Source organism: Leucobacter luti (assembly GCF_004217175.1).
In the GTDB taxonomy this organism is placed as follows: domain Bacteria; phylum Actinomycetota; class Actinomycetes; order Actinomycetales; family Microbacteriaceae; genus Leucobacter; species Leucobacter luti.
This window is the reverse complement of record NZ_SHKI01000005.1, coordinates 469,863-493,974: the sequence shown is the minus strand read 5'-3', so window position 1 is coordinate 493,974 and position 24,112 is coordinate 469,863. Positions and strand designations below refer to the sequence as shown.

Sequence of the window (24,112 nt, the reverse complement as noted above, 5' to 3'; positions counted from 1 at the left end):
CGCGGCTCAGGCGCGGCGCCCTGCGGCTCCGCGTCGGTGGGGTGCTGGAGTTCGGGCGTCGTCGGCGGGGCCGGCTTCGGTGGTGCCGCTGGCGGCCCAGCCGTCCGCGCGACCCGGCGATGCCCGGTCACGACTCGATGACGGTCGACAGTCGCTCGGGGATCGCGGCGAGATACGACTCAAGATTCCGCTTCGTCTCCGCGACGCTGTCGCCGCCAAACTTCTCGGTGACCGCGTCTGCGAGCACGAGGGCGACCATCGCCTCGGCCACCACGCCGGCCGCCGGAACCGCGGACACGTCGGAGCGCTGGTGGTGCGCCTTCGCCTCCTCGCCGGTTGCGACATCGATCGTGGGGAGCGCGTGCGGCACGGTGGCGATCGGCTTCATCCCCGCGCGCACGCGGAGCACCTGGCCGGTCGTCATGCCGCCCTCGATGCCGCCGGCACGACCGGTCTCGCGCGCGATCTGGCCGGCGGCCACGTGCAGCTCGTCGTGCGCCGCGGAGCCCCGGCGGCGCGTCGTCTCGAAACCGTCGCCCACTTCCACGCCCTTGATCGCCTGGATGCCCATCAGGGCACCAGCGAGGCGCGAGTCGAGGCGGCGGTCCCAGTGCACGTACGATCCGAGCCCCGGCGGGAGCCCGTAGGCGAGCACCTCGACGATGCCGCCGATCGTGTCGCCCGACTTCTTCGTGTCGTCGACCTCGGCCACCATGCGCGCGCTCGTTGCGGCGTCAAAGCAGCGCAGCGGGTCAGCGTCGAGCGCCGCTGTGTCCTCCGGGCGCGGCAGCGCCGAGCCAGCGGGGGCGACAATGTCGCCGAGGGACACGGTGTGGCTCACGAGCCCAATACCGAGCTCGCCGAGGAATGCACGCGCCACGGCGCCGAGGGCCACGCGGGCGGCGGTCTCGCGGGCGCTGGCGCGCTCAAGGACCGGGCGCGCCTCGTCGAAACCGTACTTCTGCATCCCGGTGAGGTCTGCGTGCCCGGGGCGCGGGCGCGTCAGCGGGGCGCCGCGACCGCGCGACTTCTCTGACAGCTCAGTGGGTTCGGCAGACATCACCTCGGCCCACTTGGGCCACTCGGTATTGCCGATCCGGATCGCCACCGGACCACCGATCGATACGCCCTGCACCACGCCGCCCGAGAGGTTGAGCTCGTCCTGCTCAAACTTCATGCGGGAGCCGCGGCCATAGCCGAGCTTGCGCCGGGCAAGGTCTGCCCGGATCTCTTCGAGTGAGATGGGCACGCCAGCAGGCAGCCCCTCCAGGACAGCAATCAGTTCGGGGCCGTGGGATTCTCCAGCGGTAAGCCAACGCAGCATGCCCACTATCCTCCCATATCGGCGGAGGCCGTCGCTCCGCGCATCGCCGCGCGCACCGCCCCTTCATCGGCGAGCGGCGTGTCTGGGTCCCCGGAGCTGAAGATCCGCACCTGGACGATTGCCTGCTCAATGAGCATGGCCGTGCCCGGGTGGGCAACACCGCCCGCGGCGCGCCAGCGCTCCGCGAGGGGCGACGGCCACGGGTCGTAGGCCACGTCGAAGAGCGGCACCGCCGTGAGAGCGGCCGGCACATCGAGTGCGCGCCCCGCGGGGCCGGGCAGGGTCGAAATGATCAGCGTCGACGAGCCATCGCGGAGCGCCTCGTCCGCGAGCCCGTGTGCGGACATCGCTGTCGCCTCGTCCCCGCGGGCCGCGAGGGCCGCGGCCGCTGCTGAGTTGCGCCCCGCAACGCGGATCCGTCCGGCCCCCAGGCGCTGCGCGGCGAGCACCGCCGACACCGCCGTGGCTCCCGTGCCGAGCACGATCGTGTCGGCCGGATCGAGACCGGCCGCGCCAATCGCTGTCGCGAGTCCCGCGACATCGGTGTTGAAGCCGTCCCAGCCGCGCCCGTCGTCGCGCCGCCGCAGCGTGTTCACCACGCCGCTCGCCCGCGCGACCGGGTCGAGATCACGCGCGATCCGGTGCGCCTCCTCCTTGAGCGGCATCGTGACCGAGAAGCCCCGCCACTCGGGGCCGCGCGACGCCACGAACGCGGCGAGCGAGTCCGCCCCGCAGCGCACCGCCGAGTAGCGCCAGGGCAGCCCGAGCGTGCTGTACGCGGCCCGATGGATCGCGGGCGACAGCGAGTGCCCGATCGGCCAGCCGAGCACCGCCAGCTGGTCGACCACCTAGCAGCCCTTGCCCGGGTTCGCCGCGCACCACTCGTTCAGCACGCCAACGGCAGCCTCATGATCCTCCTGCGTCACGCTGAACGCAGACTCGCGCGTGTCGAGGTTGATCGCCACAAAGTACAGCCAGTCCCCCGGCTCCGGGTTGAGCGCCGCATCGATCGCGTCGCGGCCGGGGTTGGCGATCGGCCCGGCTGGGAGCCCCTCGATCACGTAGGTGTTCCACGGGTTCTCGTCCGTGAGCGCCTCGTCGGTCGACCACACGGAGCCGTCCTCGTGCTGGCCCATGCCGTACTGCGCGGTGGAGTCCATCTGCAGTTTCATGCCCTGGTCGAGCCGGTTCTGGATCACGCGCGACACCTTCGCGAAATCCTCGATCCGACCGCCCTCGCGCTGAATCATCGCCGCGATCGTGAGCGTGCGCTCCCAGTCCGCCTCGGCGACGCCAAACTCCGTGAGCACGTTCTTCTGCTCGTCGACGAGCCGCTGGATCGCCTGCGCGCCCGTGGTGTCCTCTTCGAACTCGTAGGTCGCCGGGAACAGCCACCCCTCAAGGCTCGTGACCCCCTCGGGCAGGCCGTAGGGAGCCGGGTCCGCGACGGCGTCCTGCAGCTCCTGCAGCGGGATGTCTGCCCCCGCCGAGATCAGCTCGATCGTCTGGTCCACCGTCTTGCCCTCGGGGATCATCGCGGTGAGCTGCATCTTGTTCGCGGGGTCCTGCAGCGCGTCGAGCGCCCCCTGGGCGCTCATCTGCAGCTTCAAGCGGTACGAGCCCGGCAGGAACTCAACGGCGGGGTCCTGTGCGAGCAGCAGCGAGTAGAACGCCTCGGAGGTCTTCACCACGTCGGCCTCGGCCAGGCTCGCGGCGATATCCTCGCCGATCTCACCCTCGGTGATCACCACGATCGTGTCGCCCTCGCCGGGGCCCTCGTAGTCGTTGGTGGTCCAGCCGAGCGCGAGCGAGATCTGCGCCCCGTACTGCGTCCACAGGTAGCCTCCCGCGGCCGCGAGGCCGCCCAGCAGGAGCACCGCAACAATCAGGGAGATGAGGATCTTCTTCCCGGCCCCCGAAGACTCCTTGCGCGCGCGTGCGTTCATTCGACGTTCTCCTTCGCGTCCGGCGCGGCCACGTCGACCGCGCTCCCGGGCGCCTCACCCTGCGCGCGCTCACTGTCGAGCGCGTGTTGGAGGATCACCACTGCCGCTGCCTGATCAATGATCGAGCGGCTCTGTTTCGTTTTCTTTCCAGCCTGCCGCAGCTGCCCCTGCGCCGACACGGTCGACAAGCGCTCGTCGACGAGCCGCGTGCCGATTCCCGCGGGCGCGAGGCGCGCCGCGAGGCGCGCCGCAAAGCCGGTCGCATCGTCGGTCGACGGGGTGTGCTCTCCGCGCATGTTGAGCGGCAGTCCAACGACCACCTCGAAGGCGTCGAGCTCCGCGGCGATCTCAGCCAGCCGCGCGAGGTCGGTGATGCCCGCCGCGTCACGAGCGACGGTCTCAACCGGGGTCGCGAGCATGCCGTGGAAGTCGCTTCGTGCGACGCCGATGCGGGCCTTGCCCACATCGACGCCGATTCGAACGCCCGTGCGCATCCGGCTATCCCGCGAGGCTGCGGCGAATCTCCGCAAGCGCCGCGTCGATCTTGGCCGGGTCGGTGCCGCCGCCCTGCGCGAGGTCGGGCTTACCCCCGCCACCGCCGCCGAGCACCTTCGCGCCCAGCTTGGCGAGGTCACCGGCGCGGACACCCGCGCTACGTGCACCCTCGGTTGTCGCGGCAATCACGACGGGCTTGCCGTCGCTCTCGCCGGCGAGCACCACCACGGCGGCCTCGCCGGAGAGCCGCTCGCGCACCTGCAGCGCGAGCCCGCGCACGTCGTCCGCCGAGCCCACGCTGCCCAGCGACGCGAGCACCACGCGCAGCGCGCCAACGGTCTCGGCGCCGGAGACGAGCTCCGGGACCCGCTCCGCGAGCTTCGCGGCCTCGAACGCCGCGATCTTCTTCTCGGCGGCCTTGAGCTGCGCTCCCAGGTCCTGGACGCGGCCGATCAGCTCAGCGCGAGGCACCTTCAGTCCGCTCGTCAGCTGCTGCACGATCGCACGCTCCGCGGCGAAGTTGCGGAACGCTTCGATCCCCACGAGCGACTCGACGCGACGGTTGGTCGATCCGACGGAGCTCTCGGAAATGAGGCTGATCATGCCCACCTCCGAGGAACTCGACACGTGGGTGCCCGCGCACAGCTCGCGCGACCACTCCCCGCCGATGTCCACCACGCGCACGCGGTCGCCGTACTTCTCGCCGAACAGCGCCATCGCGCCCATTGCCTTCGCCTCGTCGATTCCCATTTCGCGGGTCACGACCTCGTAGTCTGACCGGATCGCGAGGTTCGAGATCTCCTCGATCTCGCTCTTCGTCTCCTGCGAGAGGGCGTCGGTGTGCGTGAAGTCGAGGCGCAGGTAGCCGGCCTTGTTGTACGAGCCCGCCTGGTGCGCGCTCGACCCGAGCACCTCGCGCAGCGCCGCGTGGACGATGTGCGTCCCGGAGTGCGCCTGCGTGGCGCCCCTGCGGTAATCAGCGTCGACGCGGGTCTCGGCGCGCTGGTCGATCCCGATCGTGCCGATCGTCACGCGGACCGTGTGCACCACGAGGCCCGGTACGGGCTTCTGCACGTCGAGCACCTCGGCCTCGAAGCCGTCGCCCACGATCACGCCCTGATCCGAGTCCTGGCCGCCCGACTCCGCCCACAGCGACGTCTCGGCGAGCACCACCTCCGCGACCTCACCCTCGCGCGCCTCGCGCACCGCGACGCCGTCGACCACGAGGCCGAGGACGCGGCTCTCGTGCGTCAGCTCGTCGTAGCCGGTGAACAGCGTCTCCCCGAGGCCGCGCAGCTCCTTGTACACGGAGAGGTCGGCGCGCTGCCCCTTCTTCGCCTTCGCGTCGGCCTTCGCCCGGTCGCGCTGCTCCTGCATCAGCTCACCGAACACCGTACGGTCGACGGCGACGCCGGCCTCCTCGGCGATCTCAAGCGTGAGCTCGATCGGGAAGCCGTGCGTGTCGTGCAGCAGGAACGCGGTGTCGCCCGGTACCGCAACTGAGCCGCTCTTCGCCGTGTCGACGGCGGTCTCGAGGATCTGGATCCCCGAGGCGAGGGTGCGCAGGAAGGTCTTCTCCTCGGCGTACGCCGCGCGCGAGATGAACTCGAAGTCGCGCTCGACCGCGGGGTACGCACCCTTCATCGCGTCGCGCGACACCGGGAACAGCTCCGCGAAGCTCGAACCGTCAAAGCCGAGCAGGCGCATCGACAGGATCACGCGGCGCAGCAGGCGGCGCAGAATGTAGCCGCGGCCCTCGTTCGACGGGGTCACCCCGTCTGCGATCAGCATGAGGCCGCTGCGCACGTGGTCCGCGATCACGCGGAGCCGCACGTCGTCTGCGTGGTCGGCGCCGTACACCTTGCCGGCGAGCGCCGCGGCGCGATCAAGCACCGGGCGTACCTGATCGATCTCGTACATGTTCTGCACGCCCTGCTTGATGAACGCGACGCGCTCCAGGCCCATGCCGGTGTCAATGTTCTTCTTCGGCAGCTCGCCCAGGATCGTAAAGTCGGTCTTCGACTTCACGTCGGCGACCTGGTACTGCATAAAGACCAGGTTCCAGATCTCCACGTAGCGGTCGTCGTCGGTGATCGGGCCGCCGTCGATCCCGTGCTCGGGCCCGAGATCGTAGAAGATCTCGGAGCAGGGGCCCGCCGGGCCGGGCTGCCCGGTCGACCAGTAGTTGGTGTCTTTCCCGAGCCGCTGAATGCGATCCTCGGGCAACGACGAGTGCTCACGCCACAGGGCGAACGCTTCGTCGTCCTCTTCGTAGATAGTGACCCACAGGTCCTTCGCCTCGAAGCCCAGCCCGCCGCCGTCCTCGGACGTGGTGAGCAGCTCCCACGCGTACTTGATCGCGTCTGACTTGAAATAGTCGCCGAACGAGAAGTTGCCGCACATCTGGAAGAACGTGCCGTGACGCGGGGTCTTGCCCACCTCTTCGATGTCGTTCGTGCGGATGCACTTCTGCACGCTCGTTGCCCGGGGGTACGGCGCCGGCACGAGGCCGGACAGGTACGGCACGAACGGCACCATTCCCGCAACCGTGAACATGAGGCTCGGATCGTCACTCACGAGCGAGGCGGAGGGGACGACGGTGTGCCCGCGCTGCTCGAAGAAGTTGAGCCAGCGGCGATGAATTTCAGCGGTCTGCATCCGGGGAGGTCTTTCTGAGAGGTGTGCGGCACCGGCGCGCGGCGGCGCCAGCCTGATCGAGCTACGGCTTGGTGGGGAGCGCCCGGAGGGCCTCCTCAACCTCGTCTGCGAGTGAGTCGTCGTCAACCTCAGCCTCGTAGCCGGACGCGAACGCGCGCCCGAACTCGTCGACCCCACGGTTGACGCGGTCGAAGAACTGCCGCCCCTCGGGGGTGCGATTAATGAAGTGTGCGGCGATGAAGCCCAACACGACTCCGAAGAGCAGCAACATCAGCTTGCGCATGTCTCATTCCTCCATTCGACGAGCGAGCACGGCGAAGCCGCGTCGGAAAGCATGCTCAAGCTTAGCGGGTGCGGCCTGGCGGGCTCAGGATATGCGAACGCGGGGCGTGGTTCGGGGGTGGTGCGGGTGGTGTCGCTCGGATCCGAACTCAGGCAGGAGATCCGAACTCAGGCAGGAGATCCGAACTCGCGCAGGAGATCCGAACTCAGGCGGGGAGAATCAGGCGATTTCGTCCGCCTGAGTTCGGATCTCCTGCGTGAGCTCGGGCGGGGGCACGCAAAACGCGCCGCGGGAACGCAAAACGCGCCGCGCGCACGCGCCGCGGGCACGCAAAAGGGGCGCCGGATTGCTCCGACGCCCCTTCGAGTCTTGCCGACTCAGATCGCTTAGCGGCCCGAGTAGTACTCGACGACGAGCTGAACTTCGCAGGTCACGGGGATGTCCGCGCGCTTCGGGCGGCTCACGAGACGCGCCTGCAGCTTGTCGAGCTCAACCTCGAGGTAGCCCGGAACGGGGGGCAGCACCTCGGCGTGCCCACCGGCGGCAGCGACCTGGAAGGGCTCGGTGCCCTCGGAGCGCTCCTTGACGTGGATGAGCTGTCCCGGCTTCACGCGGAAGGAGGGACGGTCGACGATCTTGCCGTCAACGAGGATGTGGCGGTGCACAACCATCTGGCGAGCCTGCGCGGTGGTGCGGGCGAAGCCGGCACGCAGCACGAGGGCATCAAGACGCATCTCGAGCAGCTCGACCAGGTTCTCACCGGTCAGGCCGTCCAGGCGACGCGCTTCCTTGAACGCAATGGTGAGCTGCTTCTCGCGGATGCCGTACTGGGCGCGGAGACGCTGCTTCTCGCGCAGGCGCACGGCGTAGTCGCTGTCGCTCTTACGCTTCGTGCGGCCGTGCTGGCCGGGGCCGTAGGGGCGCTTCTCGAGGTAGCGCGCTGCCTTGGGGGTCAGCGCGATCCCGAGCGAGCGGGACAGGCGGGTCTGGGAACGGGTACGCGACGTAGTCGACACGTTGATCCTTTCGGGTTTCTGTATATTCCGCGCAACACACGGGTGTTGCACGTGTTCTCTCGGCCACGCTGCGCCCGCATTCACGAGCTCTTGCTCGCAATGCACGCGACGCAGCACACCGCTGTTTCGGTGAGGGAACGACCAGCGCAGAAACCCGGCTACAGGGCACCTGCCACAAGAACTCGTCAGCAGCCTGCGACGAGCTCAGTGTTGGCCAGCGTTCAGCATATCACGCCTCGGGGCGGCGATGCGCGCGCGCCACGCTCACTCGGGGCGGGTGATCCGGCGGATCTTTTCGAGCCGCTCGGCGACGCCGCGCTCGTTCCCGTGCGTGGTCGGTGCGTAGTAGACCCGGTCGATGAGCTCGTCGGGGAGGTACTGCTGCTTCGACACCCCGCGCGGATCGCTGTGCGGGTAGACGTAGCCCTTGCCGTGCCCCATGCGCTTGGCGCCCGGGTAGTGCGCGTCTCGCAGGTGCAGCGGCACCTGCCCAAACCGCCCGGCCTTCACATCCGAGATCGCCGCATCGATCGCGCTGATGACGGCGTTCGATTTGGGTGCGGTGGCAATGTAGATCGTTGCCTCGGCGAGCGGGATCCGCGCCTCGGGGAGACCGATGAGCTGGGTGGCCTCAGCGGCGGCAACCGCGATCACGAGCGCCTGCGGATCGGCCATCCCCACGTCTTCAGCAGCGTGCACCATGAGCCGCCGCGCGATGAACCGCGGGTCCTCCCCCGCCTCGATCATGCGCGCGAGGTAGTGAATCGCCGCGTCTGGATCTGAGCCGCGCATCGATTTAATGAACGCGCTCGTCACGTCGTAGTGCTGATCGCCGTTGCGGTCGTAGCGCAGCAGTGCGCGGTTCACCGCGGTGGCGACGATCTCGGGGGTGACCCGCTGCGACTCCCCGAGCGCAACCGCCGAGCTGGCGGCAGCCTCGAGCCCGGTGAGGGCGCGCCGCGCGTCCCCGGACGCGAGCTGGATCAGCGCATCGAGCGCATCGGGCTCCACCTCAACCGCGCCGTCGAGCCCCCGCGGGTCCGCGATGGCGCGCTTGAGCAGGTCTGCCAGCTCGTCGTCTTGCAGGGGCTCAAGCGTGAGCAGCAGCGAGCGAGATAGCAGCGGGCTGATCACTGAGAACGAGGGGTTCTCGGTGGTTGCGGCCACGAGGGTGACCCACCCGTTCTCCACGCCGGGGAGCAGCGCGTCCTGCTGCGCCTTGGTGAAGCGGTGGATCTCGTCGAGAAAGAGCACGGTGGCGATGCCGTAGAGGTCGCGATCGTTGAGGGCGCGCTCCATGACCGTGCGCACGTCTTTCACCCCGGCCGTGATCGCGGAGAGCTCAACAAAGCGGCGGCCGCTCGAGTGCGCGATCGCCTGGGCGAGCGTCGTCTTGCCGGTGCCGGGCGGGCCCCAGAGAATCACTGAGACCGCTCCGCCACCGCCCTCGGTGTCGGCGGCGAGCACCTGCAGCGGAGAGCCGGGGTGCAGCAGATGCTGCTGCCCCACGACCTCGTCGAGTGATCGCGGCCGCATTCGCACCGCGAGCGGCGCCGTCGCTGCCGGCATTCCCTGGGTTTCCACGATGCTCATGCTACCGATCGCCACCGACAATGCCCCGCACGCTGCGCCCGCCAGGGCCCGCGCACGCGCAACTTTGGGCCGCGACACCCCGAGATAACACCGATATTGCCCCGTGAACTGAGGTAGCCGCGCGCGTTCGATCCGGCGACGCGCCCGCTGTGGCATAGTGGAGGGGTCTATTCCGTATGGTCGGCGCGGCCGGCCCACACACGACAAGTGAGCAGAACCGTGAGCGAAGCGACCAACGAAACGCCCTGGGGCCGAGTCGACGACGATCGGACCGTTTACGTCCGCGAGGGCGACACTGAACGCGCCGTAGGGTCGTTCCCCGACGGCACCCCCGAGGAGGCACTCGCCTACTTCACCCGCAAGTTTGCGGATCTGGAGGGGCAGGTGACGCTTCTGGAGGCGCGAATCGCGCGCGGCACCGCCGACGCCTCCGCGGCTGATTCGGTGGCGAAGCTCACCGAGCAGCTGGCTGAGCCCGCAGCGGTGGGCGACATCGCTGCGCTGCGCACCCGCGTGGAGAAGCTCGGCACCAAGACTGCCGCCCTCAGCGAGAAGCAGCAGGCCGAGCGCGAGGCAGCCCGCCAGGAGGCGCTCGCGAAGCGCGAGGCGATCGCCGTCGAGGCCGAGCGCCTCGCCGCACAGCCTGAGGCATCGATCCGCTGGAAGGACACGAGTCAGGCCTTCGAGCAGCTCTTTACCGACTGGCAGGCCGCTCAGCGCAGCGGCCCGCAGGTGCCCAAGGGCCAGGCCGACGCACTGTGGAAGCGCTTCCGCTCCGCCCGCCAGACCTTCGACACGGCGCGCCGCGCGCACTTCGCGCAGATGGACGCCACGAACAAGGACGTGAAGCAGCGCAAGGAGCGGATCATCGCTGCCGCGGAGGCGCTCGCACCGAAGGGCATCGAGGGCATTCCCGCCTACCGGTCGCTCCTTGAGGACTGGAAGGTCGCCGGCCGCGCGAGCCGCAAGGTCGATGACCAGCTCTGGGCGCGCTTCAAGGCCGCGGGCGACGTGCTCTACCAGGCGAAAGCCGAAGAAGCCGCGCAGACCAACGAGGAGTACACCGCGAACCTCGTGGCGAAGCAGGCGCTGCTCGACGAGGCCGAGCCGATCCTGCAGGTCACCGACCGGGCCGCGGCGCGCAAGCAGCTCACCGCGATCCAGCTGCAGTGGGACGAGATCGGCCGCGTGCCCCGCGAGGCACTGCGCGATGTCGAGGGGCGCCTGCGCAAGATCGAGGACCACGTCAAGCAGCTTGAGGATGAGCACTGGCGCAAGACGAACCCCGAGACGAAGGCTCGCAGCGAAGGCCTGCGCGGTCAGCTTGAGTCGTCGATCGCGGACCTGACGGCCGAGATCGACGCCGCGAAGGCAGCCGGGAACGCGAAGGCGCAGAAGGAGGCCGAGGAGAAGCTCGCCACGCAGCAGTCGTGGCTTGCGGCGCTCGGCGACTAGTACGCACGCACACGCCCGTCGCTCACCGCGAGCGGGCGCAGGGGCCAGACCCCGAGTTATCCACACTCGGCGTCTGGCCCCTGGTCGTTTCGCGGGGTGCAGCGCACCATTGATGCATGACCTCGCACTCACGCCATCCCCAGCGCTCGCGGCCTCCCCCGCCCTCACCGTGTTCAGCGCCCGCAGTGCCCCCAGTGCCCGCAGTGCCCCCAGTGCCCGCAGTGCCGCCCCCAGCGTCCCCGCGAGCGGAGCGCGCCCGGGGCCGTGCGCGCGGCCACCCGGTAATGCCCCGCGTCGACACCTGGCCGGCGGCAGTGCGGTCCGCGGAGCTGACACGCGGCACGCTCGTGCGCTGCGGCCCCGGCGTGCGCCTGGTCGGCTGGCCCGAAACACCGCGGACCCGCCTCGCCGCGCTCGCGCCCTGGCTTGCCTCCGGCCACGTCGCTGTGCTCCGCACCGCCGCCTGGGTCTGGGGCGCCACGCGCTCCCCTGGCCGCCCGCTCGAGGTCTCTGCGCTTCGCCACCGCGGCGCTCACTCGATGCGGGCGACCGAGGTGCGCGTCCACGAGTACCGGCTCAGCGCGGCGGAGGTGGCGCGATTCGGCCAGTTCGCGACCACGGGGCCACTGCGCACCGTCGCTGACCTGCTGCGGCTCAGCGCGGAGTTCACCCCGGCACACCGGATCGCCTGCCGGCTCCTGCTCGTCGCCCACGGGTTGAGCCGGGCAGCCGTACTGGAGGCCCTAGCGGCCGGGCCGGCGCCGCAGCGCCGCAGGGCACGCGAGCGCCTGCGCACGCTCTAGCTCGGGAACACTGCGGAGCGCGGGACTAGTTCGTGATCCGGTACACGTCGTACACGCCGTCGATGCGGCGCACGGCGTTGAGCACGTGGTCGAGGTGGGTCGCGTTCGCCATCTCGAACACGAACTTACTGATCGCGAGCCGCGAACTCGAGGTATTGACCGAGGCGGAGAGGATGTTCACGTGGTGCTCGGAGAGGGTGCGGGTCACGTCGGAGAGCAGGCCGGAGCGGTCAAGCGCCTCGACCTGGATCTGCACCAGGAACACGCTCTTCGTGGTGGGCGCCCACTCGACCTCCACCACGCGTTCGGGCTGATTGCGCAGGTTGACGAAGTTGTGGCAGTCGACCCTGTGCACGGAGACGCCCTGACCCTTCGTCACGAAGCCGAGGATCTCGTCACCGGGCACTGGCGTGCAGCACTTCGCGAGCTTTGCGAGCACGTCGGACGCGCCCTTCACCACCACACCGCTCGAGTCCGAGGAGCGCGGCGCGCGCGGCGACTCGATGATCGGCATGGTCGCCAGCGCGGGTTCCGTGGAGGTCTGATCGTCAAAGACGAGCGCGGTCACCTTCTCGACCACCGACTGCGCGGAGACGTGGTTTGCGCCCACTGCCGCGTACAGCGCGGTGACGTCCGCGTAGCGCAGCTGCAGTGCGACCTGCTGCAACGCCTCAGAGTTCATCACCCGGTGCAGCGGGAGGCCCTGCTTGCGAAGCGCCTTCGTGATCTCGGTCTTGCCGGTCTCAGCGTCTTCCTCCCGGCGTTCCTTCGTGAACCACTGCCGGATCTTGTTCTGCGCGCGCTTGCTCTGAACGAAGTTGAGCCAGTTCTTGTTGGGGCCGGCGTTCGGGTCCTTGGAGGTGAACACCTCGACCACGTCGCCGTTCTGCAGCTTCGTCTCGAGCGGCACCAGGCGGCCGTTCACCCGGGCGCCCATGGTGCGGTGCCCCACCTCGGTGTGCACCGCGTAGGCGAAGTCGACGGTGGTGCCGCCGTTCGGAAGCCCGATCACGCGGCCCTTCGGCGTGAAGACGTAGACCTCCTTCGCGCCGATCTCAAAGCGCAGCGCGTCAAGGAACTCACTCGGATCCTCGGTCTCTGCTTGCCAGTCGGAGATGTGGGCCAACCATGCCATATCGTTCGAGCTGGGGCCGGAGCGGTCCTGCTGCTGCCGCTGCTTGTACTTCCAGTGGGCGGCCACGCCGTACTCGGCACGCTGGTGCATCTCAACCGTGCGGATCTGGATCTCCACCGCGCGGCCGTCCGGGCCGATCACCGTGGTGTGCAGCGACTGGTAGAGGTTGAACTTGGGCGTCGCGATGTAGTCCTTGAACCGCCCGGGGATCGGGGTCCACCGCGCGTGCACGGCACCCAGCACGGCGTAGCAGTCGCGGATCGACTGCACGAGCACGCGGATTCCCACCAGGTCGTAGATGTCGTCGAAGTCACGGCCGCGCACGATCATCTTCTGGTAGATCGAGTAGAGCTCCTTGGGGCGCCCCGTCACCTCGCCACGGATGCGCGCCTCACGCAGGTCTGCCTCGATCGAGGAGATCACCACGCCAACGAGCTCGTCGCGCTGCGGGTTGCGCTGCGAGATGAGGTTCTCGATCTCGGCGTAGAGCTTGGGCTTGAGCACCGCGAACGAGAGGTCTTCAAGCTCCGACTTCATCGACTGGATGCCGAGCCGGTGCGCGAGCGGCGCGTAGATCTCGATGGTCTCCTGCGCCTTGCGCTTCGCCGACTCGCCGGAGACGAAGCCCCAGGTGCGGGCGTTGTGCAGCCGGTCTGCCAGCTTGATCACGAGCACGCGGATGTCCTTCGACATCGCCACGACCATCTTGCGCACGGTCTCCGCCTGCGCGGAGTCGCCGTACTTGACCTTGTCGAGCTTGGTGACGCCATCGACGAGCATCGCAATCTCTTCGCCAAAGTCGGCCGTGAGCTGCTCAAGCGTGTAGTCGGTGTCCTCGACCGTGTCGTGGAGCAGCGCGGCGGCAATCGCCACCGGGGCCACGCCCAGCTCGGCGAGAATCTGCGCCACCGCGATCGGGTGGGTGATGTACGGCTCGCCACTGCGGCGCTTCTGGCCGCGGTGCGCCCGCTCGGCGGTCGTGTATGCCCGCTCGATCACGGAGAGATCGGCGCGGGGATAATTGGTGCGAACCGTGCGCACCAGCTGGTCCACCGCGCCGGGAGCGCTCCCCCGAGAAAAGATTCGTGGCACGAGGCGACGCAGCGCGGTCGTCCCGCCGTGCGTCACATCATTCGTTACCACCTGCACTCCTCCTCGAATGTTTGAACGCTACACCACGGGCACCTATTCCGACGAACCGGGGTGCCCGCGGTGCGGCAGTCACTCGGAAGCGGCCAGGTCTTCCTCGTCGGCGCTCTCCGCCTGCTGGGCGCGAGCGCGGAGCACCTTCTCGTCGTGGCGCTTCACGTCGGCGTCACCGGCGCGCAGGTGCGCGTAAGCGGGTGCCGCAATGAAGATCGTCGAGTACGCGCCGACCAGGATGCCGATGAACAGCGCGAGCGAGATGTCGCGCAGCGTCCCAGCGCCGAGCACGAACGCGCCGATGAAGAGGATCGAGCCCACGGGCAGCAGCGCCACGATCGAGGTGTTGATCGAGCGCACGAGCGTCTGGTTGACGCCGAGGTTGACCGCCTCGGCGAAGGTGCGCCGCTCGTTGAGCTCACCCGGCAGCGTGTTCTCGCGGATCTTGTCGAACACCACGACGGTGTCGTACAGCGAGTAGCCAAGGATCGTCATGAAGCCGATCATGGCTGCAGGGGTGATCTCGAAGCCGGAGATCCCGTACACCCCGGCGGTGATGATGAGGTCGTGGAACAGCGCGATCATTGCGGCGACCGACATCTTCCAGGTGCGGAAGTAGATCGCCATGACGAGGGCGGCGAACACGATGAACACGATCAGGGCGATAATCGCCTGCTTCGTGATGTCTTGCCCCCACGCGGGTCCGATGTAGGAGTATGTGACGTCGGCCGCGTCGATGTCGTACGCCTTCGCGAGCGCCGCCGTCACCTCCTGGTTCTCGGCTTCCTTCAGCGCCTCCGTCTGCACCCGGACGTCGGTGGGCCCGAGCAGGGACACGCGCGGCGGGCTTGACGGAAGCACCTCGGCCACCGCGGCCTCGGCGATCGCGGGGTCGCGATCCTGGCCGTCGGTGAGGTGCACCTGGAACTGGCTGCCACCCGTGAACTCGATGCCGAAGGTGAAGCCACCGCGCAGCATCGGTCCGACGATCGAGAGAATGATGAGCACGATCGAGATCGCGTACCAGGTCTTGCGGCGACCGATGAAGTCGATCGACTTCTCACCGGTGTAGAGCGCGTTGCCGAACTCGGCGAATGAGCGAGCCATGATTAGCTCTCCTTTCCGGTGGCGGTCCCGGCGGCCTCGGCCGCCTTGCGCTCGGCGATTGTCTGACGGCGTTCAGCTTCCTTCTGGCTGCGGGCCACCTTCTTCCCGGCCCCCTTGCTCGCCACCACGGGCTCGCGGAACTGCGCGCGACCGCGGTACACAGCGCCGAGGCGCTTGGGGTCGAGGCCGGAGAACGGGTGACCGCTCTGGTAGAAGCGGGTTCGGGCGAACAGCGTCATCATCGGGTGCGTGAACAGCGCCACCACGAGCACGTCGACGAGCGTGGTGAGGCCGAGCGTGAACGCGAAGCCCTTCACGTTGCCGACTGCGAGGATGAAGAGAATTACGGCGGCGAGGAAGTTGACGCCGTCCGAGGCAAGCACGGTGCGGAAGGCGCGCTTCCAGCCGTGCTCAACCGCGCTCTCGATCGAGAAGCCGTCGCGCAGCGCGTCACGGATTCGCTCGAAGTAGACGATGAACGAGTCGGCGGTGAAGCCCACCGCCACGATGATGCCCGCCACACCGGCGAGCGAGAGCCGGTAGCCCTGTCGCCAGGAGAAGTAAGTGAGCAGCAGGTAGGTGAGGATACCGGCGATCGCAAGCGACGTGATCGTCAGCGAGCCGAGCGCGCGGTACTGGAAGAGCGAGTAGACCACCACGAGCAGCAGGCCGATGAGGCCGGCGAGGAGGCCCGCGCCGAGCTGGCTCGTGCCGAGCGTCGCGGAGATGTCTTCCTGGCTCTGCACCGTGAAGTCGATGGGGAGCGCGCCGAACTTCAGCTGATCGGCGAGGGCCTGCGCGGTCTCCTGCGTGAAGTCGCCGCTGATCGAGGGCCGGCCGTCGAGAATCTGGCCCTGCATCTCGGGCGCGGAGAGCACCTTGCCGTCGAGCACGAAGGCGAACTGGTTCTGCGGTGACGTTGCGCCGAAGAGGCGGGTGCTGATCTTCCCGAAGGTCTCAGCGCCCTCCTTGTTCATGGTGATCTGCACGTTCCAGCTGCCGGTCGTCGCGCCGGTCTGGGTGGTGCCCATGCCAGCGGTCGCGTCCGTGATCACGTCGCCGTTGAGCTCCACCGGTCCGAGCAGGTACTTGGCGGTGCCCGTGTCGTCGCAGGTGATGAGCGGCTTGTCGGCGGCCGGGTTGGTGCCGTTGAGGTCGGCTTCCATGTCGCAGGTGAACGCGTCAAACTGCGCCTGCAGCGCCGGGGTGAGCCAGGCGGTGTCGCCCGCTTCCTCGGGGAGCGGCGACGGGTACAGGTCGTCGGGCTCGGCCATCACGATCTTTTCGGCCGCGGCGCGGTCCTGCTTCGCCTGCTCGACCGTGGCCTTCTGCTCGTCGGTCTGCTCGCCGTCCTCGCCGGTTGCCCCGGCGATCGCGCTCTGCGTCATGTCGATGCCGATGCCGGTGGCGAGCACCGGGCGGAAGTCGAGCTTCGCCGAGGCCTCAATGCGCTGCAGCGTCGCCTCGTCCGCCTTGCCGGGGATCGAGACGGAGATGTGCTGGCTACCCTGCGTGGTGATCTCCGCCTCGGACACACCGGCCGCGTCAACGCGCTGGCGGATGATCGAGACGGCCTGCTGCAGCTGTTCGCCACCGACGGCCTGGCCGTCGGTTTGCTCGGCAGCGAGCAGGATTTGGGTTCCGCCCTGGAGATCCAGAGCAAGCTTTGGCGTCCACGTCGCATCGCTGCGCAGCACACCGTAGGTGATAAGGCCCGCGAGGCCAACAATGATGACCAGGAGGAACACGAGGGAGCGACGGGCTCGCCTCACGGCTGGAGTGGACGCCAAGACTTACTGCTTTCTCTAGAGCGAGGGGGGGATCCGCGGGCTCCCCCGCGGTGCTGCGTGCTACGCCTTAGGCGTCTGCTCGCCGCCCTGCTGATCTGCGTCGGGGGTTTCGGTTCCTGCGTCATCAGCGGCGCGGTCGACCGGCTGATCGAGCTCGGTGGCTGCGGCCTCGGCGGCCGGCGCGGCGTCGGCGTTGCCGCTCGCGAGGCGCTCGCCGAATGCGGGATCGTCGTCCGGTGCCAGGTCGCTTGCGGCGTCCTCCTCCGGGGCGTCAACCGGGGTCACGATCTGCGAGATCGCGTTGCGGTGCACCACGAGCGTGCTGGTCCCGCTGCGGACGACCACCTTGTTGTCTTCCTCGTCCACCGAGTCGACCGTGCCGAAGATCCCGGACTGCAGCATGACCTCAGCTCCCGGACGCAGCCCGCTCTGCAGTTGCTGCATCGCCGCCTGACGCTTCTTTCCGTTGCGGAACATGAAGAAGATCATCAGCGCGATGAGCGCAAACATCAGGAGTGTGATCGGGTCGATTGCCACGATTGTCCTTTCGGTGGGCGTGCACGTGCGGATGCAGAAGGCACAATTCTCTCGATTCTAGCGTGACGATGCTGCGTCTGAACACAGAATTCAGCGCTGAATCACAGCGATTTCAGCGTCACATCAGCGCAGGGGGCGCCCCGGGCGCCGGCGGCGGCACCGCACCGACGTGCTCCCAGCCGAGCCTGGTCGCCACGCGGCCGCGCGGCGTGCGGGTCAGCAGGCCGGTTCGCACGAGGAACGGCTCCACCACCGCCTCGATGGTTTCGGCTTCCTCCCCCACCGAGACGGCCAGGGTTGAGAGCCCCACCGGCCCCCCGCCAAAGCGCTCTACGACCGCGCGCAGCACCTCGCGGTCGAGCCGATCGAGGCCGTGCTCATCGACGTCATACAGCGCGAGGGCGGCCTGGACCGTCGCGGTGTCACCGGGGGTATCGTGCACCAGGCTGAAGTCGCGCACGCGACGCAGCAGCCGGTTCGCAATGCGCGGCGTGCCACGCGAGCGGCCAGCGATCTCCTCGATGCCCTGCTCGGAGAGCCCAAACCCCAGCAGGCCTGCCGCGCGGCGCACCACGCTGACCAGCTCGTCGGTGCCGTAAAACTCGAGGTGGGCGGTAAAGCCAAATCGGTCGCGGAGTGGGTTTGGCAGCAGCCCCGATCGCGTGGTCGCCCCGACCAGCGTAAACGGGGAGAGTTCAAGCGGCACGGACGTGGCGCCGGCCCCCTTGCCCACCATGATGTCGACCTTGAAGTCCTCCATCGCCAGGTAAAGCATCTCCTCGGCGCTCCGGGCCATCCGGTGGATCTCGTCGATGAACAGCACCTCACCGGGGGTGAGCGCCGACAGCACCGCGGCGAGGTCGCCCGCGTGCTGGATTGCGGGGCCGGAGGTCTGGTGGAGCGGCTTGTCCAGCTCCGTGGCGACGATCATCGAGAGCGTCGTCTTCCCGAGTCCGGGCGGGCCCGCGAGCAGGATGTGGTCGGGCGTGCGCTGCTGCATGGTTGCGGCGTTGAGCAGCAGCGAGAGCTGACTGCGCACCTTCGCCTGGCCCACGAACTCGGCGAGCGTCGCGGGACGCAGCGCCCCCTCGTAGCCCTGCTCGAAGCTGGTCGCCTCCGGGGACAGCTCGTCACTCATCGGCGGCCACCGGCGTTTGCGCCCCGCCCGCCCGGGCGCCCCGCCTGCAGCAGCGCAAGCGCGGCCCGCAACAGTTCGGCGCTCGTGTCGGGTGCGCCGGCGTCGAGCGCGTCGGCCACGGCACCCTGCGCATCAGACGGGCCCCAGCCCAGGCCGACGAGGCCCTCGGCCACGGCGTCAGCGACCGTCGCGGGGGCCCCGCCCCCGGCGCTGCCGGCAGCGGTCGACTCGCCCAGGTCGAGGCCGGCGAGCTTGCCCGTGAGCGAGACCACGATGAGTTTGGCGGTCTTCGGCCCGATCCCGGACACCTTGCGGAACGGCTTCTCGTCGTCCGCAGCGACCGCGGCAGCAATTTCGGCGGGAGCGAGCCCGCTGAGCACGCCGAGCGCGCTGCGCGGCCCCACGCCGGAGACCGCGATGAGGTGCCCGAACACCGCGAGTTCGGCGGGCGTTTCGAATCCGAAGAGCGTGAGCGAGTCCTCGCGCACCACGAGCGAGGTGTGCAGCGCCACCTCGTCTCCGGGTACCGCCTGCGCGACGCGGCCGCTCGGCACTTCAACGCGCATTCCGAGGCCACCGAGGCCCACCACCACCCAGCCGGCGCCCGAATTGAGCACGGGGCCTTGAATCGAAGCAATCACATGCCCACCCTAGGCCGCGCGGGAAACGAGCGCCGCCCGCAACGCCGATCATTCGAACAAAACTACGAACGATCGGCGCGCGGGCGGCGCTGGAGCGGACGTGCGCGGCGCGACAGGCGGGCGCGCGCTACGACCTAGGCGGTGGCGGCTGCGGCCGCCGGAACCGCGGCGCGCACGGCGCGGTTCACGGAGGAGATGATCGCCTTCAGCGTGGCGCGGCTCGTGTCGGGATCGACGCCAACGCCCCACAGACGCTGCCCGTCGACCTCGAGGTCCACGTATGCCGCCGCCTGCGCGTCGCCACCCGAGCTCATCGCGTGCTCCACGTAGTCGAAGAGCGTGACGGCGTGACCGTCCTCGTTGAGCGCGGTGATGAACGCGTCGACCGGTCCGTTGCCGCGAGCCGTGACCTGCTTCTGCTCGTCGCCATCACGGTAGTCGATGACGAGCTCGGTCACCCCGTCGCCGGCGCTCGTGGTGGCCGTGCGGAAGATCTCGTAGCGGCCCCAGCGCTCGGCGTCGTCCGCCTGCGCCGGCAGGTACTCGTCCTGGAAGATCTGCCAGATTGCGTCGCTCGACATCTCGCCGCCCTCGGAGTCAGTGACCCCCTGAACGACGGCGCTGAACTCAATCTGCAGGCGGCGCGGCAGATCCAGGCTGTGGTCGGTCTTGAGCAGGTAGGCCACGCCACCCTTGCCCGACTGGGAGTTGACGCGGATCACAGCCTCGTAGGAGCGACCCAGATCCTTGGGGTCAACGGGCAGGTACGGCACCGCCCACTCGATGTCGTCAACCGAGACTCCGGCGGCCTCGGCGTCCTGCGCCATCCGCTCGAACCCCTTCTTGATCGCGTCCTGGTGCGACCCGGAGAACGCGGTGTAGACGAGGTCGCCCGCCCACGGGCTGCGCTCGGGGACGCGGAGCTGGTTGCAGTACTCGGCGGTGCGGCGCACTTCGTCGAGGCGGGAGAAGTCGATCTGGGGGTCGATCCCCTGCGTGAACATGTTGATGCCCAGCGCAACGAGGTCGACGTTGCCAGTGCGCTCGCCGTTTCCGAACAGGCAGCCCTCGATCCGATCGGCGCCGGCCAGGTAACCGAGCTCCGCAGCCGCGACGCCGGTGCCGCGATCGTTGTGGGGGTGCAGCGAGATGATCACGTTCTCGCGGTGGTTGAGGTTGCGACCCATCCACTCGATCGAGTCGGCGTACACGTTGGGCGTGGCCATCTCGACGGTCGCGGGCAGGTTGATGATCACCTTGCGCTCGGGCGTCGGCTCAAACACCTCGAGCACGGCGTTGCACACCTCGGCCGCGTACTCGAGCTCGGTTCCGGTGTAGGACTCGGGCGAGTACTCGTAGTACACGTCGACATCGGGGCAGATCGACTCAGCGGCCTTGCACATGCGCGCGCCCTCGACGGCGATCTGCTTGATCCCCTCGCGGTCCGAGCGGAACACCACGTCGCGCTGCAGGATCGACGTGGAGTTGTACAGGTGCACGATCGCCTGCTTCGCGCCGATCAGCGACTCGTAGGTGCGCGTGATGAGGTGTTCGCGCGCCTGCGTGAGCACCTGGATGGTGACGTCGTCGGGGATCGCCCCGTCCTCGATGAGGTGGCGCACGAAGTCGAAGTCTGTCTGGCTCGCCGAGGGGAAGCCCACCTCGATCTCCTTGTAACCCATCTTCACGAGCAGATCGAACATGATCCGCTTGCGCTCGGGGCTCATCGGATCGATGAGCGCCTGGTTGCCGTCGCGCAGGTCGACGGCGCACCAGCGCGGCGCCTCCGTGATGCGCTTCGTGGGCCAGGTGCGATCCGGCAGGTCCACGGGAATGATCTCGTGGAACGGGCGATAGCGGTGAATCGGCATCCCGGATGGCTGCTGCGTGTTCTTCATTGGCTCGTCCTTCTCATCAGCTTCTTGTTCACTCAGCCAAACACGAACACCGCGACGAGGGAGGCCTGAGAACTAGGACTCGTCGCGGCAGCTAAGGAGAAGCGAGCCGAACAGCATGCAGCCACCCTATCACGCGGGGCACGGCTCCCAGCGACGCGCGGCCGCATCCGAAGCCGGGGCCGAACTCACTCGTAGGGTAGAACTATGTCCCTCCCCCGCAGGATTCGCTTCGCACTTGTCTCCCTGATCGCCGGCTGCGCGATCGCGCTCACCGCGGTGTGCGCTGCTGCGCCCGCCGCCCTCGCAGACGCCGATCCGAACGTCGAGAACTTCAGCTACTCAAGCTGGGACGTAGCCGTCGACCTCGACGTGACCGCAGAGGGCCGCGCGGTCGCGCACATCACCGAGACCCTCGTCGCAGAGTTCCCCGAGACGAACCAGAACCGCGGCATCGTGCGCTTGGTGCCCCAGGAGTACCTCGGGGCGCGCACCGACCCGCGCGACTTCACCGTCACCGACGCGGCCGGCGCGGCCCTGCCGTTCGAGGTCTCGCGCGACAGCGACGACACCGGTGACTCCGCACTCGTGGGCGTCCTCACCGGCGACGATCGCTTCGTGCACGGCACACAGGAGTACGTGATCAGCTACACCGTCGACGACGTGGTGGTGCACCGCGACGACGCCACGGCCGACGAGTTTTACTGGGACCTCATCCCGCTCAATCGCGCGCAGCCAATCGCGGCGGCCTCGGCGACCGTCACGTTCTCGGCCGCGCTCGCAGATCACCTCACCGGCGCCCAGCGCTGCTACCTCGGCACGTACGAGTCGCGGAACGAGTGCGCCGTTGCTCCGGCAGACGAGGACGGCACGGTGGCGATCGGCCCCGTGCCGCTCGCCGCCGACGAGGGCCTCACCGTGGCCATCGGCCTGCAGCCCGGCACAGTCGTGCAGCCCGAGACGCGGCTGCCTAACTTCGCGCTCGACACGCTGCCGCTCGTGATCGGGGGCGGCGCCCTCGTCACCTCAAGCGTCGGCGCTATCGCGGTGGCGCGCATGTCGCGGAAGCGGCGCGGCACGCGCCCCGTGGTGGCCCAATACGATGTGCCGATCACGCTCCCGCCACTCATCGCCGGCCCGATCGTGGGGGCCGCAAAGCCCACCCCGCCGGCGGAGATCGTGCACCTCGCGCTGCTCGGCGCCACCCGGATCGAGGACGCGGTCCCGGACCCCGATGCCAAGCGGGCGTCGAAGTCGCCCGAGCTCGCGATCCGGCTCCTCGACCCGACAGCGGCGGCAGACCCGCTGGATGCCGCCGCCGTGACGAAGCTGTTCCCCTCGGGAGAGGTGGGGACCGTGTTTGCGGTCCCGAAGGGTGACACGAAGTTTGGCGAGCGAATGGCCAGGCTCGCCTCGGCCGGCTCGAAGGCCGCGGAGGATCGTGGCTACTTCGAGCGTGTGCACAGCCCGCTCGGCAGGATCCTCGGCTGGGTCAGTCTCGCGCTCGTCGTCGTGCTCGCGGTGCTCATCGCGCTCGGGATCACGAACCGGCTCTCGCTCACCCCCGTGTTCGCCATCGTCATCGCTGTGGTCACGCTGATCCTCGGCATCGTTGGGCTCGTGCGCCACCGGGTACTCACGCCGCTCGGCGCTGAGACGCGCAACTACCTGCTCGGCGTGCGCGAGTTCATCCGCGTGGCCGAGGCCGACCGGATCGCCATGCTCCAGTCGACGGCCACCGCGGAGCGCCGCGCCGTGGCCGGCGCCGAGGTGATTGAGCTGTACGAGCGGCTGCTCCCCTACGCGATGCTCTTCGGCCTCGAAAAGGCCTGGGGCACCGCCCTCGCCAGCCACTATCGCGAGGATCCCGCCTACGTTCCACTGTGGTACCCCGGGATCGCCGCGGGTGGTGTTGACCGCCTCGACACGTCGATCGCGCGGTTCTCGAGCTCAATCTCGTCGGCCGCCACGTTCAGCGCGAGCAGTTCGGGCGGCTCGAGCGGCGGCGGATTCGCGGGGGGCGGCGGTGGCGGCGGATTCGCCGGAGGCCGCTAGGCTGGATCTCAAGGGGGGATTATTCGAGGACCCACGCACGAAAGGCCCCCACATGCAGACACCCGCCGGCTGGTACGCAGACCCCGAAGGCAGCACACGGTACTGGGACGGCGCGGAGTGGACCTCGCACGTCGCACCGGCGACGCAGCCTGGACCGGCGCAGCAGCACACAGCGCAGCAGCACGCCGTGCAGCAGTACCCCGTGCAGCAATATGCAGTGCCGCAGTACCCGGTGCAGCAGGTGTTTACCGCCCCGTCGCCCCAGCATCACTACACGGTCGCCCCCGCGAGCAACGGCGCGGGCGTCGCCGGATTCGTGGTGGGGCTCGTCTCAGTGTTCTTGCCGCTGTTCTTTGGGCTCGCGGTCGGGATCACCGGGCTCGTGCTCTCGATCGTGGGGATCGCGCGCGGCACCGCCACGGGACGCGCGCGCGGCCTGAGCATCGCGGGCCTCGTGCTCAGCTGCGTGGGCATCATCTTCATCCTCTAGCGGCAGCACGGAGGCCGCAGCCGCTTATGGCGGCCGCTTATGGCAGCCGCTCAGCGCAGCAGTTAGCGCAGCTGCAGCCGCTCAGCGCAGCAGTTGGCTACAGCCGCTCGGCGCACTGCGCCCGGGGCCCGGAGCGGAGCGGGGCCCGGGCCGCACCGCGTGCGTTCCGGGCCCCGCCGCGCCGCTCCGAGCCCCGCCACTCAGCTCAGCTCAGCTGCGCGGCGTGTAGCGCGAGGCGCCGAACCCGAGGATGAGGTAGCCGATCGGCGAGAGCAGCCACAGCAGGAAGAACGAGAACGCCCCGCCCTTGCCGAAGCGGTCGCCGAGCCTGAACGCGACGAAGAAGCTGAAGATGAACCCGACGATCGGGATCACATAGAGCAGGGTCATCCACGCGGAGTACCCGGCAACCTTCACGAGGATGAAGATGTTGACGATCGGGATGATCGCGAGAATCCCGGCGTAGCCGGCCTTCGAGAACACCCGCCACAGGGCGATCGCCACGAGGATGTACCAGACGATCGCAACGGGACCGTAGTCCTGCATGATGCTGGTGAAGTTTGCCTGTTCAGTAATCGTTTCCACGGTATCCCTTCCCCTGCGACCGC

General features: G+C 68.8%; 20 protein-coding genes. 4 read left to right on the top strand and 16 right to left on the bottom strand.

Annotated elements, in window-relative coordinates:
- Positions 1-127: 127 nt before the first annotated feature.
- The 8 genes from aroC to EV139_RS11235 form a co-directional block, all read right to left on the bottom strand.
- Positions 128-1,324: a chorismate synthase gene (gene aroC / locus EV139_RS11270; RefSeq protein ID WP_130454415.1), complete on the bottom strand. Its 1,197-nt coding sequence runs from the start codon at positions 1,322-1,324 to the stop codon at positions 128-130.
- Positions 1,325-1,329: 5 nt separating this feature from the next.
- Positions 1,330-2,172: a shikimate dehydrogenase family protein gene (locus EV139_RS11265; RefSeq protein WP_130454414.1), complete on the bottom strand. Its 843-nt coding sequence runs from the start codon at positions 2,170-2,172 to the stop codon at positions 1,330-1,332.
- Positions 2,173-3,270, bottom strand: a complete 1,098-nt coding sequence (mltG, locus tag EV139_RS11260) for an endolytic transglycosylase MltG (RefSeq protein ID WP_130454413.1) — start codon at positions 3,268-3,270, stop codon at positions 2,173-2,175. It lies immediately after the preceding gene.
- Positions 3,267-3,764, bottom strand: a complete 498-nt coding sequence (gene ruvX, locus EV139_RS11255; RefSeq protein ID WP_130454412.1) for a Holliday junction resolvase RuvX — start codon at positions 3,762-3,764, stop codon at positions 3,267-3,269. Before ruvX ends, mltG begins: the two co-directional genes overlap by 4 nt.
- 4 nt (positions 3,765-3,768) lie before the next feature.
- Complete coding sequence (gene alaS, locus EV139_RS11250; protein WP_130454411.1) at positions 3,769-6,423, bottom strand: alanine--tRNA ligase; 2,655 nt, start codon at positions 6,421-6,423, stop codon at positions 3,769-3,771.
- A gap of 61 nt (positions 6,424-6,484) precedes the next feature.
- On the bottom strand, positions 6,485-6,706 hold the full coding sequence (locus EV139_RS11245; RefSeq protein WP_130454410.1) for a hypothetical protein: 222 nt from the start codon (positions 6,704-6,706) through the stop codon (positions 6,485-6,487).
- A gap of 386 nt (positions 6,707-7,092) precedes the next feature.
- Positions 7,093-7,722 (bottom strand): 30S ribosomal protein S4, encoded by a 630-nt coding sequence (rpsD, locus tag EV139_RS11240; RefSeq protein WP_130454409.1) that lies wholly within the window; start codon positions 7,720-7,722, stop codon positions 7,093-7,095.
- Between the two features lie 264 nt (positions 7,723-7,986).
- A complete protein-coding gene (locus EV139_RS11235; protein ID WP_237464328.1) occupies positions 7,987-9,315 on the bottom strand; it encodes a replication-associated recombination protein A in 1,329 nt (442 codons plus the stop codon).
- A 219-nt stretch (positions 9,316-9,534) separates the two neighbouring features.
- Between EV139_RS11235 and EV139_RS11230 the strand changes: the two genes are divergently transcribed.
- Both EV139_RS11230 and EV139_RS11220 read left to right on the top strand, forming a co-directional pair.
- Positions 9,535-10,770: a DUF349 domain-containing protein gene (locus EV139_RS11230; RefSeq protein WP_130454408.1), complete on the top strand. Its 1,236-nt coding sequence runs from the start codon at positions 9,535-9,537 to the stop codon at positions 10,768-10,770.
- 284 nt (positions 10,771-11,054) lie between these two features.
- Positions 11,055-11,573, top strand: a complete 519-nt coding sequence (locus EV139_RS11220) for a type IV toxin-antitoxin system AbiEi family antitoxin (RefSeq protein ID WP_130454406.1) — start codon at positions 11,055-11,057, stop codon at positions 11,571-11,573.
- Positions 11,574-11,598: 25 nt separating this feature from the next.
- On the opposite strand, the gene EV139_RS11215 is transcribed toward EV139_RS11220, so the two are convergent.
- The 7 genes from EV139_RS11215 to leuA form a co-directional block, all read right to left on the bottom strand.
- Positions 11,599-13,851 (bottom strand): RelA/SpoT family protein, encoded by a 2,253-nt coding sequence (locus tag EV139_RS11215; protein ID WP_130454405.1) that lies wholly within the window; start codon positions 13,849-13,851, stop codon positions 11,599-11,601.
- Positions 13,852-13,929: 78 nt separating this feature from the next.
- On the bottom strand, positions 13,930-14,958 hold the full coding sequence (gene secF / locus EV139_RS11210; RefSeq protein ID WP_130454404.1) for a protein translocase subunit SecF: 1,029 nt from the start codon (positions 14,956-14,958) through the stop codon (positions 13,930-13,932).
- A gap of 2 nt (positions 14,959-14,960) precedes the next feature.
- Positions 14,961-16,748: a protein translocase subunit SecD gene (gene secD, locus EV139_RS11205; RefSeq protein ID WP_130454403.1), complete on the bottom strand. Its 1,788-nt coding sequence runs from the start codon at positions 16,746-16,748 to the stop codon at positions 14,961-14,963.
- A gap of 60 nt (positions 16,749-16,808) precedes the next feature.
- Positions 16,809-17,285 carry a preprotein translocase subunit YajC gene (yajC, locus tag EV139_RS11200; protein ID WP_130454402.1) on the bottom strand — a complete coding sequence of 159 codons (477 nt, stop codon included), beginning with the start codon at positions 17,283-17,285 and terminating at the stop codon, positions 16,809-16,811.
- 118 nt (positions 17,286-17,403) lie between these two features.
- Positions 17,404-18,423, bottom strand: a complete 1,020-nt coding sequence (ruvB, locus tag EV139_RS11195) for a Holliday junction branch migration DNA helicase RuvB (protein WP_130454401.1) — start codon at positions 18,421-18,423, stop codon at positions 17,404-17,406.
- Positions 18,420-19,064 carry a Holliday junction branch migration protein RuvA gene (ruvA, locus tag EV139_RS11190; protein ID WP_130454400.1) on the bottom strand — a complete coding sequence of 215 codons (645 nt, stop codon included), beginning with the start codon at positions 19,062-19,064 and terminating at the stop codon, positions 18,420-18,422. The genes ruvB and ruvA overlap by 4 nt, the downstream gene beginning before the upstream one ends.
- 134 nt (positions 19,065-19,198) lie before the next feature.
- Positions 19,199-20,962: a 2-isopropylmalate synthase gene (leuA, locus tag EV139_RS11185; protein ID WP_130454399.1), complete on the bottom strand. Its 1,764-nt coding sequence runs from the start codon at positions 20,960-20,962 to the stop codon at positions 19,199-19,201.
- Between the two features lie 204 nt (positions 20,963-21,166).
- On the opposite strand from leuA, the gene EV139_RS11180 reads away from it, so the two are divergent.
- Together EV139_RS11180 and EV139_RS11175 are read left to right on the top strand one after the other, a co-directional pair.
- A complete protein-coding gene (locus tag EV139_RS11180) occupies positions 21,167-23,014 on the top strand; it encodes a DUF2207 family protein (RefSeq protein WP_130454398.1) in 1,848 nt (615 codons plus the stop codon).
- Between the two features lie 52 nt (positions 23,015-23,066).
- Entirely contained in the window at positions 23,067-23,504 is a 438-nt protein-coding gene (locus EV139_RS11175; RefSeq protein WP_130454397.1) for a DUF2510 domain-containing protein, read from the top strand.
- A 210-nt stretch (positions 23,505-23,714) separates the two neighbouring features.
- On the opposite strand, the gene EV139_RS11170 is transcribed toward EV139_RS11175, so the two are convergent.
- Positions 23,715-24,089, bottom strand: coding sequence for a DUF5684 domain-containing protein (locus EV139_RS11170; protein WP_241989032.1), 375 nt, complete (start codon positions 24,087-24,089; stop codon positions 23,715-23,717).
- Positions 24,090-24,112: the final 23 nt, after the last annotated feature.